Genomic DNA, 11,604 nt, shown 5'->3' with positions numbered 1-11,604 from the left:
CACTCCGTGCGGGTGCTGAGCCGCCACCCGCGGGAAACCACCGAGGCCACCGAATACCGCGCCGGCGACCTGGCCACCGGCGCGGGCGTCGACGCCGCCGTGGACGGGGTCACGACGATCCTGCACTGCGCGGGCAGCGCCAAGGGCGACGAGCACAAGGCCCGGACCCTGGTACGCGCGGCGCGCCGAGCCGGCGCACAGCACCTGGTGTTCATCTCGGTTGTCGGGGCCGAGCGGGTGCCGGTGGTCAGCGCCGCCGACCGGGCGATGTTCGGCTACTTCGCGGCCAAGCGGGCGGCCGAGGAGGTCGTGGCCGGCTCGGGGCTGCCCTGGACCACGCTGCGGGCGACCCAGTTCCACGACCTGACCCTGCTGGCGGCCCGGCAACTGGTCCGGCTCCCCCTGGTCCCGGTGCCGGCCGGCGTCCGCTTCCAGCCGGTGGACGCCGGCGAGGTGGCGGCCCGGCTCGTCGAGCTGGCTCTGGGCGAGCCGGCCGGGCTGGTGCCGGACCTGGCCGGGCCGCGGATCCACCCGATGGCCGACCTGGTCCGCGGCTACCTGCGCGCGACCGGCCGGCGGCGGCCCATCGTGGCGGTGCCGGGGGTCGGCGGGGCGTACCGGGCGATCCGGGCCGGCGCCAACCTCGCCCCGGACCGGGCCGTGGGCCTGCGCACGTGGGAACAGTTCCTGGCCGACACCGTGCGCTGAGCGGGCACGCCGTCAGCCGGAGACGACGTTGCCCTGCTCGTCGACCACCACCTTGCTCCAGTACTCGTCCCACTTGTCACCGACGTGCTCGGGCACCTTGCCCTCCGGGTAGCGCACGTAGCCCGCCGGCGGCTCCTGGCCCTCGGGCACGCAGTCCTGCCCGGTGGTCGTGCCCACGGCCTTGACGGGATAGTCGCCGGAGCCGCAGATCGCGTCCGCGAACGTGCAGCCTCCGGCCGACAGGGTGGTGGCGAGTATCAGGACCGTCAGTGTCTTCCGCATGCCGTCAGTCTTTCCGGGCACGGCCGCCCGGGAAATCCGTACGCGTACTCAGCTGAACTGCGGGATGACCTCGCTCGCGAAGCGCAGCATCGGCTCGTGGTCGTACGCCACCCGGGGCACGTAGACGATCACGTAGTCGGCGCCGGCCTCGGCGATGCGCTCCAGCCGGCCGATCGTCTCGGCCACCGGCTCGTCGAGCTTGAGCTCGAAGCCGGTCGACTTGATGATCCGGTCGTAGTCGCGGCCCAGGTCGTCGCAGTGCCCGCGCAGCACGCCGAGCTTGTGCCGGATGAGCTCCGGGTCACCGCCGCCCACGTTGCAGGCGTCGGCGTACTGCGCGACCAGCTTGAGGGTGACCTTCTCGCCGCCGCCGCCCAGCCAGAACGACGGGTGCGGCTTGCGGACGCCCTTGGGCTCGTTGATCGGCTGGTCGATCGAGTAGTGCCGGCCGGTGAAGACGGGCCGCTCCTCGGTCCACATCTTGTGCACGATCTCGACGGCCTCACGGAACTCGCCCATCCGCTGCGGCACCTCGCGCCACTGGTAGCCGTACGCCTTCCACTCGTGCTCGTACCAGCCGGCGCCGAGCCCGGCGTAGAGCCGGCCGTGGCTGGCCACGTCCACGGTGGAGGCGATCTTGGCGTAGAGCGAGGGCTGGCGGTAGCCGTTGCAGCCGACCATCTGGCCGATGTTGATCCGGCTGGTGTCGCGGGCCAGCGTCGAGGTGACCGTCCAGCACTCGAACGTCGTGTTGATGGTCGGCTCCGGCACGGTGTGGAAGTGGTCGTACACCCACACCGAGTCCCACGGACCGGCGTCGGCCGCCCTGGCCACCGCGGTCATCGCCTCGTACTGCTCGACCGGGTCGGCGATCTCGACCAGGTCCATCTTCCAGCCCTGCGGGACGAACACTCCGAAACGCACGCTCATACCGGCAACGTACCTGATCTTGCGGCCGGCTCAGCCGCGTCCCCGGCTCAGATGGGCGACCGTCACGGCGAACTCGCTGCCGGCCGGGCAGTGCCCGGCGACCACCGGCACGTCGGCGCCGGTGCCCAGCTCGCGCAGGGTGGGCAGCATGGCGACGCGCAAACCGAGGCGCAGGGCCGCGACCGTCAGAGCGCCCGCGCTGCTGAGCGCTCCGGGCATGGTCCGCAGCGCGGCGCCGTGGGCGGGCTCGCGCAGGCCGAACGCCCACCAGCCGGCGCCGGAGGTGGGGCCGAGCACCGCGTCGAACTCGCTCAGCAGCTCGGCCGCGTCGGTCAGCAGAGCGGCGCTGAGCTGGGGCACCTGGGGCGAGACGAGCAGCGCGCCGGTGCCGGGCTGATCGGCCCGGGGCGCGAAGGCGTAGGCCAGCGGTCCGATCTCGATCGGCCAGCCCGGCATCGCGCGCACGGCCCGCATCGTGTCGGCGGTGGCCGCGGCGGCGATCATCGCGGCCTGCACCGCGGTCCAGGGCCGGTCCAGCCGGGACGCGGGCCCGCACAGATCGGAGACCACCTGCACGCTGCACTGCCGCAGCACCGGGAGCTGTCGCGGCCGGCACGGATGAACCCGGCCGCCGACGGGTCGCCGCCCGACCACCGACGTGTCCCGGGTCCGCCGGGACGGCCGGCCGGCGTACGGCGCACTAGGTCGAGTCATCACCCATCCATTCGACAGCCCCGGACGGCGGCGGACGCCGCGCCCATCTGCACAGTGGCGGACCAGGCCGGGAAGGTTGCCGCGTTCGGCCAACTTTCTTCAGCGAATGGATGCATTGACACCTCCCGATCGGTCGGCGAGGCTGGGCGCGCACCCCACCGGGCCGGTGGCGGGCGGGAGCCGTGGGCAGTTCCCGCCGTACCCCTCAAGACCCATGCCCTTTTCCCGGGCCTTTTTCTCACGGAGTGCTGAGCCCTCATGTCCTCTTCGCTACGAATCCGCATCCTGATCAGCGGTCTCGTCGGGATCGTCGTGGCCACCCTGGCCGCGGTCGTCCTCCCGGCCGGGCCCGCCGCCGCGCACGGCAACGTCACCGGACCGGCGTCGCGCAACTACGGCTGTTACGAACGCTGGGGCAGCAAGTTCCAGGACCCGGCGATGGCCACCGCCGACCCGATGTGCTGGCAGGCCTGGCAGACCGACCCGAACACCATGTGGAACTGGAACGGCCTCTTCCGCGAGGGCGTCGCCGGCAACCACCAGGCCGCCATCCCCGACGGCCAGCTGTGCAGTGGCGGGCACACCCAGGGTGGCCGCTACAACTCGCTGGACGTCGTCGGTGACTGGACGCCCACCTCGGTCGGCAACACCTTCAACGTACGGCTGTTCGACGGCGCCAGCCACGGCGCCGACTACATCCGGGTGTATGTCACCAAGCCCGGTTTCAACCCGGTCACCACCGCCCTGAAATGGTCCGACCTGGAGCTGGTCAGCCAGATCGGCAACACCCCGGCCGCCCGGTGGAACGCGGTCACCGGCGGCGTGCAGATCGACCTGCCGGTGGCGTTGTCCGGGCGCACCGGGCGGGCCATGGTCTACACCATCTGGCAGGCGAGCCACGCGGACCAGTCGTACTACTTCTGCAGTGACGTGGCCTTCGGCGGCACCAGCACGCCGCCGGCCACCCCGCCGGCCAGCACCCCGCCCGTCTCCCCGTCGGCCACGGCGGCGCCCACCACCCCGGCCCCGCCGGCGACCGGTGCCTGCTCGGCCACCTACGCCGTGAGCTCCTCGTGGCAGGGCGGCTACCAGGGCGAGGTCAAGGTGACCGCCGGCACCGCAGCCGTCAAGGGCTGGACCGTCACGCTGGCGTACCCCGGTGCCCAGACGATCCAGCAGGGTTGGAATGCCACCGTCTCGGCCAGTGGCAGCACGGTGACCGCCACGAATGCCGGATACAACGGCGCATTGGCAGCCGGCGCGAGTACGACGTTCGGATTCATCGCCTCGGGGTCCGGTGCGGTCCCGACGGCAACCTGTCGCGCCACAGTCTGAGCAATTCCTTAAGGACCTTCCACCCGACCCGCAAGGCAGTTACAGTTGTCAATGGGAGCGCTCCCAACCCCCTTCCTTCCCTCTCCCTGGAGGTGACCCGGCAAGACCATTCACTGGCCCGGCTCCCGCACCGACCAAGAACCGTCCGAAAGCGAAACTGGACGGGGGATGAGGCGCCCTCCTCATCCCCCGTTTCGCGTTGTCCCCTGGGTTGTTCCCTGATTTCCGGCACGACGAGAGCCCGCGCCGGCGTTCCCTCCGCCGCGGGCTCTCGTGCTGGTCCGGCCGCAGTCCTCAGCCGGTGACCACGGGGTTCCACCCGTCGGTCCCGGCCAGGTACTTCTGGGCCGTGTAGTTCGCCGCGGCCGCGTCAGAGAGCTGCGGCCGGTTGCTGTTCACCGTCGCGCCGGCGCCGGTGTTGCGGTATTCCGACAGCCGCGCGTCCCGCCACGAGAAGCCGCTCATGTCGGTCCACGGCTGAGCCGTACGGATGTGCGCGCCCAGCGACGAATTCCGGATCAACACCTGCGGATCGGCCGAGGTGTCGCCGCCGGGATGCCAGGGCCGGCCGAGATACACCGTTCCGGCGGCCGCGTCACTCGTCAGCCGGGAATTGACGATCAATATGCCGTAGGTACGCGCACCCGGGGTCGCCGAGGCGGTCACATAGCCGTTGTTCGACTGATTGCGCGTCGACGAGAAGATCTCGCAGTTGTCGAAGACCGAAGTGCCGCTGCCGTAGATGAAATCGACGTCCCCCTCGACATAGCTTTTGTAGAAGTACGCCCGCACCGTGCCGTGCACCAGCAGGGTGTCCTGATCACCGATCAGCCGCATGTTGCGGAACTTGGCCCGGTCGGCCTTGACGTAGAGCGCCAGTGCCTGCGAGGCCCCGTTGGCGCTCTCGTTGTAGTCGTTGCGGACCGTCAGGTGGCGCATCTCGATGTCCTTGGCCCCGAGCAGCACCGTGGCGCTGCCCTCGGTCCCGTCGGTGTTCTGCGGCCGGCTGGCCGTGATGACGACGTCGGTGGCGACACCCGTGGCGCCGGTGAAGACGATGTTCGGCTTGTTCGACGGCACCACGACCCGGCCGGCGTACGTGCCTTTCTTGATGGTGATCGTGGCGGTGCTCGAGTTGCCGGCCGGGACCAGGTCGACGGCGGCCTGCACCGTGCGCACGGTGCCGGAACCGTCGGCCGCCACGGTGATCGCGAGTGCGGCCTGCGCACTCGTGACGCCGGCCAGGGTGCCGGTCAGGGCGGCCAGCCCGGCCAGGCCGGTGGCGAGCAGCTTGCGATGGATCATGGGAGCTCCTGTCGGGGGGTGGACACGGGGTGCCCGGCCTCCCGGGAGCGGGAGGCCGGGCACGCACCGGGTCAGAGCGAGATACGACCCGCGCCGGCGTTGCCGGTCACGATGGACTTCACGTTGCCGGCGGCGTCGGCCGTGTAGCCGTACGGGATGGCCTTGACGCTGCCGCCGGTCCGGCCGGAGCCCGAGGAGACGAGCAGGTTGCCCCGGGCGACCAGCGTGCCCGGGCCGGAGTCACCCTCACCCAGGTGGAACGGGTCGGAGACACCCTCGAACGAGTTGTTCTCGACCAGCACGCCGGCACCCTCGGTGGAGGCCACGCCGTAGCCGCTGTTGTTGCGGTAGTAGTTGTTGTAGACGTGCACCGGGTTGCCGAAGCGCACTCGCGGGTGCCGCTGGGTCGACGCGTCGAACCAGTTGTGGTGGTAGGTCACCCGCAGGTGGCCGGTGTCCTGCGCGGCGTTGTCGTCGCTGTGGCCCAGCAGCATCGACTTGTTGTGGTTGTAGACCCGGTTCCAGGACACCGTGACGAAGTCGGAGCCGCGCTTGATGTCGACCGCACCGTCGTAGCCGTTGGTGAAGGTGTTGTGGTCGACCCAGATGTTGGTGGCCGAGGTCTGCACGTTGATCGCGTCGTCGTTCCAGTCCCGGAACGTGATGTTGCGGATGATCACATTGCGATCGCCGCTGACGTTGAGGCCGCAGCCCGCGATCGTGGCGCCGGCGTTGCCGATGATGGTCTTGTTCGACCGCACCCGCAGCATGCCGGAGCAGGAGATCGTCCCGGAGACGCGGATGACCGCGGCCGAGCTGGAACCGACGGCCGTGGTCAGCGCCGAGGCGGTGGTCACCGTGGTGGTCGCGGCACTGCCGCCGCCGGTGGTCCCGCCGTTCTGGGTGGCCCAGCCGACCAGGTCGGTGACGGCGGCCAGGGTGCCGGGCGGGGCGGCGGCCGCGGTGTTCTCCGCGGCGGAGGCGGCGCCGGTCATGGTGATGCCGGCGGTGACGAGGGCGAGAGCGGCCGCGCCGGCGGTGGAGCCGAGCACGAGCCGGCGCACGTTGCTGCGCATGATTTCTCCTTGACGCTCGGTGAGGAGCCGCGCGATGGATCGCGGCGGGTGAGGAACACAGATGAGGTGCCGTCCGGACCGGCACGAGCGGGGCCACCGGCCGGATCGCCGGGGCGTCACGCTGCTGCGGCTGTTACCGGCTCCCGCGCCCGCTTTGCCCGAAGCAAGCGCTTACCCATTCCACAACAACACAGACGGACGTCAATGTGAAGGCGTAGGTGTTTGCAGGTTGTTTGCAGACATTCGGCTCAGTACACGTACGGCCAGCCGGCCGAGTCGTAACCGATCAGGTTGATGCCGAGCCGGGACGCGCCGTTGTCCGCGTAGTAGTGATAGACCAGCACGTCACTGTCGGTGTCGGTGAAGACGGCCTGGTGACCCGGTCCGTGGATGCTGCCGTGCGAGGCCAGCATCTGGGTGCCGCCGCCGGCGGTCATCGCGGTGCCGTTGCGGTCCACGAAGGGCCCGGTGACGCTGGCGGACCGGCCGACCATGATCCGGTACGTGCTGGACGCGCCCCGGCAGCAGAAGTCGAACGACACCCAGAGGTAGTAATAGGAACCGTGCCGCACCAGGGTCGGCGCCTCGATCGCACCGCCGCCGCGGCCGGCCAGAGCCCTTATCGTGCTGTCCGACCGCTTGCCTGTCGAGGCGTTCAGGGCGACCTGCTTGATCCCGGACCAGAACGAGCCGAAGTTCAGCCACCACCGGCCCTGGGTGTCCACCGTGAGGTTGGGGTCGATCGCGTTGTAGTCGTTACCGCTGTTCGACTCGATCACCAGACCCTGGTTCGTCCACGACCCGGATGCGCCGGTGGTGCTGGTCGCCAGGAAGATGGCCGAACGGTTCGAGCCGAAGGTGGAGGCCGAGTAGTACAGGTAGTACCGGCCGTTGCGGTACGAGATGTCGGGCGCCCAGAGGTTGCGGCTGCCCCCGGTGTACGTGGTCGTCCAGCTCGCCCCGTTCGGGAAGACAGCGCCCGCGTTGCGGAAGGCGGTCCGGTCCGGAGAGGTCTTCAGCTGGATGTTGTCCCCGGTGTACGCGGCGAGATAGCCGCCTGCGGGCGTCTTGACGATCGACGGGTCGTGCACCCCGATGTCGCCGGTGACGACGCCCGGGTTCGGATAGTCGGCCGCTTCGGCGCTGGCGACACCCGTCAGCGCCACCAGAGCGCCCGCGAGCACGCCCACCAGCAGGCTGCGCCGCAATGTGCGACGGCGGATCTCGGGCATGGGACCTCCCTGATCAGACAATGACATCGATCGATGTCGTGCCGCAGTGTGAACGGTAACAAACTGTGGCGTCAAGATGTCCCGGCTGTTTCCGGCAGATGAGGTCAGTCCGCCGCCGCGCGGGCGCAGCGGCGTAACTCCTCGAGTACGCACTGCGCCGGCGGGGTCGCCTCGACCGACGTCTGCACCACAGCGTGGATCGAGCGCCGTACCGCCGGGGCGGTGACCGGCACCGCGACCAGGCCGGCCGGCAGATCGGCGGCGCCGAGCCGCGGTAGCACCGTGACGCCGATGCCGGCCGCCACGAAGGCCAGCGCGGTCGGATAGTCGTGCGCCTCCACCCGGAACGGCGGGGTGAAACCGGCCGACCGGCAGGCGTCGATGAGGTTCTCCCGGCACCAGCCCCGGGCGAAATCGTTGTCGATCCAGCGCTCCCCGGACAGCCGGGCCAGCTCCACCGCGCCGGCCCCGGCCAGCGGGTGACCCGGCGGCACGACCACCACGTACGGGTCGTCCAGCAGGTGGTGCACGCGGGTGTCCCGGCTGCCCGTGAAGTCCGGCGGGGCCACCAGCAGCTGGATGTCGACGCGCTTGGCGGCACCGGCGGCGAAGTCGTCGCGCAGTTCCAGATCGAGCCGGATGTCCGGGAAGCGCCGCAGCAGCGTACGGGCGACGGCGGGCAGCCAGGCGGCACCGACCGACGGGAAGTACGCCATGGACAGCGAGCCGGTGCGCCCGTCGCGCAGATCGGCCACGAAGGCCTCGACGTCGCCGAGCCGGCTCAGCGCCCCGTCGATCTGCTCGGCCAGCGCGAGCCCGACCGAGGTGGGCTCGATCCCCCGGCCGCTGCGGGCCAGCAGGACCAGGCCGGTCTCCCGCTGCAGGGCGGTGACGTGCTGACTCACCGCCGACGGGGTGTAGCCGAGATTGGCCGCGGCGGCGTTGACCGAGCCGCTCGCCACCACGGCCCGGAAGATGCGCAGTCGGTGCAGGTCCAGCATGGTGGTCACCGTACAGCAGGGCTTAACGGTGCGGTAGAAACACTTGCTTGTGCTTAATCGGGTGGCCCGGCCAGATTGGGGTGATGCGCCCTCCCAGCCTGCCCCTGCTCGCCACCGCCGTCACGATGCTCCTGTGGGCCTCGGCCTTCATCGTCATCCGTTCCGTCGGCGGCCATTACACCCCGGGCGCGATGGCGCTGGGCCGGCTCGCCGCCGGCTCGGCGGCGCTCAGCCTGGTGGCCGCGATGCGGCCCCGGCGTCTCCCCCGCGGGCGTCCGCTGCTGCTGGTCATCGGGTACGGCGTGCTGTGGTTCGGCCTGTACGCGGTGGTGCTGAACGCGGCGGAACACCACCTCGACGCCGGCACGACGGCCCTGGTGGTCAACGTCGGCCCGATCCTGATCGCGGTGCTGGCCGGCGTCTACCTCAAGGAGGGCTTCCCCCGCGGCCTGGTCACCGGCCTGGTGATCGCCTTCTCCGGCGTGGTCACGATCGCCGTCGCCACCTCGACCGGGCAGCACGACGCGATCGGCGTCCTGCTGGCCCTCGGCGCCGCCGCCCTGTACGCGGTCGGCGTCCTGCTGCAGAAGCAGGCCCTGCGCGACGTGGACCCGTTCACCGCGACCTGGCTCGGCTGCCTGGCGGGCACCGTGGCCTGCCTGCCCTTCGCCGGAGACCTGCTGGCCCAGCTCGGGGACGCACCGCGCAGCGCCACGCTCGGCGTCGTCTATCTCGGCCTGTTCCCCACCGCGATCGCCTTCGCGACCTGGGCGTACGCACTCAACCGGATGAGCGCGGGCGGGCTGAGCTCGTCGTCCTATCTGGTCCCGGGCATCGCGGTGCTGCTGTCCTGGCTGGTCCTCGGCGAGGTACCCGCCCCGCTGGCGTTCCTCGGCGGCGCGCTGTGCCTGGCCGGGGTCGCGGTGACCCGGCTACCGCCGTCGGCACTGTTGCACATTCTTGGCAACAAGTCTGGACCGAGGGTCCGTCGGTAAGTAGCGTGACGGGCATGACTCATTACCTCGCCGGGGTGGCGGAAGCGTGGCAGGAGAGCTGGGACCGGCAACAGGAGGCGTACCTGCCGGACCGGGAACACCGGATCACGGCGATGCTCGACGCCGTGGAGGCGGTCACCCCGCACGGCCGGCCCGAGGTCCTCGACCTGGCCGGCGGCACGGGCACGATCGCCTTGCGCACCCTCGCGCGCTTCCCGCAGGCGCGGGTCACGGTGGTGGATCAGGACCCGGTGCTGCTGGCCCTGGCCGAGGCGTCACTCGACGGCCGCGCGCGAATCATCGCCGCGGATCTCCATCAGCCGTCCTGGACCGAGGCACTGCCGCACCGGCAATACGACGCTGTGCTCACGGCGACGGCGCTGCACTGGCTCGTGCCGGATCGGCTCACCGTGCTCTACACGGAGGTGCACGACGTGCTGCGGGCCGGCGGCATCTTCGCCAACGCCGACCACATGCCCGACGAGGGACTGCCGGCGCTGACGAAGCAGCTGCTCACCAGGGCGGACAGCCGACGCGAGGCCCGCTACGCGACCGGTGCGGCACTGTCGTGGCGGGACTGGTGGGCGCGCGTGGCCGCCGACCCGCGGCTGGCGCCGCTGCACGCCGAACGGCAGAAGATCTATCCCGCGGCGCACGGCAGTTCGGAATGGACCCCGCCGGCCGGCTGGCACCTGACGGCGCTGCGGACGGCGGGCTTCACCGAGGCCGGACTGCTCTGGCGCGGTGGTGCGGACGCCACGGTCACCGCCGTGGCGTGACAGTCCGGATCAGCCGCTGCGACGGTTGCCGTACTGGCGGGGGCTCTGCACCGAGCCGCGGCCGACCGGCTGCTGACCCTTGCTGAAGACCTCGCCCCCGCCGCCGGAACCCTTCTTGCCCTTGGCCCGGCGCTCGGCCCGGTTGGCGAAGACCTCCACCTCGGGCTCCTGCTCGGCGGGCTCGCCGGCGTTCGCTGCGGCACCGGCACTCGACTCGGACATCGTGACTCCCTGAGCTGACGGCTGCCGCGTGGGTCGCCACCGACCCGGGCGACGCGGCGGCCGACCGCCAAACGGTATCGCAGAACCCCGCGGCACCGGCGCCCGATCCACCCCGGCGCGCGGGACATCGTCAGGAGGCGCCGCCCGAACGGATGCTCTCGCGGATCCAACCGGCGATGTTGTCGGTGCGGGCGCTGTTCTCCACCGAGGTGTGCGGGCAGCTCGGGCCGTTGCTGACCACCGAGACCAGCACCGGGCGGGCCTTGCCGCGCTCCACGAAGAACGGGGCGCCGGAGTCGTACGGGCACGGCGTGGTGTCGGGCTGGGGCGCGTACCCCTGCAGGCCGGTCACGGAATCGCTCAGCGAGACCACCGTCATCTGCCCGGTCCGGAGCCGGGTCACCGGCGCCGGGCTCGTGCTCGTGGTGGAGCCGTAGCCGGTGACCCGGACGACGGCGCCGATCTCCGGGGCCCGGTGCCCGACGCGCAGCGGCCGCACGTCGCGGACCGGCTCCTCCAGCCGGGCCAGCGAGACGTCCGCGGTCGGCGACTGGATCACCGCGACGACCTTCAGCTCATGCCCGCCGGTGCCGGTCAGATCCGTGCGGCCCACCGTCGCGGTGGTCAGGTCGGCGACCGGGTAGTTGACCCGCACGTTGTTGGCGTCCCGGAAGCAGTGCCCGGCGGTGATCACCCACTGCGGCGCGATGAGGGCACCGGAGCAGGCGCTGTTGCGGCGGCCACCGGTCGCGGTGGGGATGCCGGTCATGGTCAGCTTGACCGAGAACCGGTACTTGCCGTCCGGCACGGGCTCGCCGTTGGCGATCGCGGTCGCGGCGCCACCGGTGCTCAGCACGAGGCTCAGCGCGGCCACGGGAGCGAGCAGGGCACCGACAAAGATCGATCTCGTTCGTCGCATCCGGCCAACCTAACGGCCCGCGCGCGCCGGGTGAACCCCGCCGGCGTACGGATGTCCGGCAGCGCCCGTCCGCACCGGGCCGGCCGGTGCGTCCGTGCAATGTCGA

The 11,604-nt window shown here is 71.2% G+C and carries 13 protein-coding genes; 4 read left to right on the top strand and 9 right to left on the bottom strand.

The features are described 5' to 3' along the window. Positions 1-6 precede the first annotated feature (6 nt). On the top strand, positions 7-708 hold the full coding sequence (locus ACWEOZ_RS26475; RefSeq protein WP_451913368.1) for an SDR family oxidoreductase: 702 nt from the start codon (positions 7-9) through the stop codon (positions 706-708). A 12-nt stretch (positions 709-720) separates the two neighbouring features. Here the strand turns inward: ACWEOZ_RS26475 and ACWEOZ_RS26470 are convergent, their stop codons facing one another. From ACWEOZ_RS26470 to ACWEOZ_RS26460, 3 genes are read right to left on the bottom strand one after another with little or no spacing between them, the layout of a single operon-like run. Then, on the bottom strand, positions 721-990 hold the full coding sequence (locus ACWEOZ_RS26470) for an SCO0607 family lipoprotein (RefSeq protein ID WP_451913367.1): 270 nt from the start codon (positions 988-990) through the stop codon (positions 721-723). 48 nt (positions 991-1,038) lie between these two features. After that, on the bottom strand, positions 1,039-1,920 hold the full coding sequence (locus ACWEOZ_RS26465; RefSeq protein WP_451913366.1) for an LLM class F420-dependent oxidoreductase: 882 nt from the start codon (positions 1,918-1,920) through the stop codon (positions 1,039-1,041). A gap of 30 nt (positions 1,921-1,950) precedes the next feature. Next, on the bottom strand, positions 1,951-2,634 hold the full coding sequence (locus ACWEOZ_RS26460; RefSeq protein WP_451913365.1) for a DUF2064 domain-containing protein: 684 nt from the start codon (positions 2,632-2,634) through the stop codon (positions 1,951-1,953). A 258-nt stretch (positions 2,635-2,892) separates the two neighbouring features. Between ACWEOZ_RS26460 and ACWEOZ_RS26455 the strand changes: the two genes are divergently transcribed. Next, positions 2,893-3,969, top strand: a complete 1,077-nt coding sequence (locus ACWEOZ_RS26455; RefSeq protein WP_451913364.1) for a lytic polysaccharide monooxygenase auxiliary activity family 9 protein — start codon at positions 2,893-2,895, stop codon at positions 3,967-3,969. Positions 3,970-4,263: 294 nt separating this feature from the next. Here the strand turns inward: ACWEOZ_RS26455 and ACWEOZ_RS26450 are convergent, their stop codons facing one another. The 4 genes from ACWEOZ_RS26450 to ACWEOZ_RS26435 form a co-directional block, all read right to left on the bottom strand. Next, positions 4,264-5,274 carry a pectinesterase family protein gene (locus tag ACWEOZ_RS26450; protein WP_451913363.1) on the bottom strand — a complete coding sequence of 337 codons (1,011 nt, stop codon included), beginning with the start codon at positions 5,272-5,274 and terminating at the stop codon, positions 4,264-4,266. Between the two features lie 71 nt (positions 5,275-5,345). Further along, positions 5,346-6,350 carry a pectate lyase family protein gene (locus tag ACWEOZ_RS26445; protein ID WP_451913362.1) on the bottom strand — a complete coding sequence of 335 codons (1,005 nt, stop codon included), beginning with the start codon at positions 6,348-6,350 and terminating at the stop codon, positions 5,346-5,348. Positions 6,351-6,598: 248 nt separating this feature from the next. Continuing rightward, complete coding sequence (locus tag ACWEOZ_RS26440; RefSeq protein ID WP_451913361.1) at positions 6,599-7,582, bottom strand: arabinan endo-1,5-alpha-L-arabinosidase; 984 nt, start codon at positions 7,580-7,582, stop codon at positions 6,599-6,601. Positions 7,583-7,686: 104 nt separating this feature from the next. Next, positions 7,687-8,583, bottom strand: coding sequence for a LysR family transcriptional regulator (locus ACWEOZ_RS26435; protein ID WP_451913360.1), 897 nt, complete (start codon positions 8,581-8,583; stop codon positions 7,687-7,689). An 83-nt stretch (positions 8,584-8,666) separates the two neighbouring features. Here ACWEOZ_RS26435 and ACWEOZ_RS26430 point away from each other — a divergent pair, with 83 nt between their 5' ends. Both ACWEOZ_RS26430 and ACWEOZ_RS26425 read left to right on the top strand, forming a co-directional pair. Further along, positions 8,667-9,578 carry a DMT family transporter gene (locus tag ACWEOZ_RS26430; protein ID WP_451913359.1) on the top strand — a complete coding sequence of 304 codons (912 nt, stop codon included), beginning with the start codon at positions 8,667-8,669 and terminating at the stop codon, positions 9,576-9,578. 14 nt (positions 9,579-9,592) lie between these two features. Beyond that, positions 9,593-10,357: a class I SAM-dependent methyltransferase gene (locus tag ACWEOZ_RS26425; RefSeq protein ID WP_451913358.1), complete on the top strand. Its 765-nt coding sequence runs from the start codon at positions 9,593-9,595 to the stop codon at positions 10,355-10,357. A gap of 9 nt (positions 10,358-10,366) precedes the next feature. Here ACWEOZ_RS26425 and ACWEOZ_RS26420 read toward each other — a convergent pair whose 3' ends face one another. Both ACWEOZ_RS26420 and ACWEOZ_RS26415 read right to left on the bottom strand, forming a co-directional pair. Next, on the bottom strand, positions 10,367-10,579 hold the full coding sequence (locus tag ACWEOZ_RS26420) for a hypothetical protein (RefSeq protein WP_451913357.1): 213 nt from the start codon (positions 10,577-10,579) through the stop codon (positions 10,367-10,369). Between the two features lie 130 nt (positions 10,580-10,709). Further along, complete coding sequence (locus tag ACWEOZ_RS26415) at positions 10,710-11,498, bottom strand: S1 family peptidase (protein WP_451913356.1); 789 nt, start codon at positions 11,496-11,498, stop codon at positions 10,710-10,712. Positions 11,499-11,604: the final 106 nt, after the last annotated feature.

This window comes from Actinoplanes sp. NPDC004185 (assembly GCF_053603475.1).
This window is presented reverse-complemented; position numbering and strand designations above follow the sequence as displayed.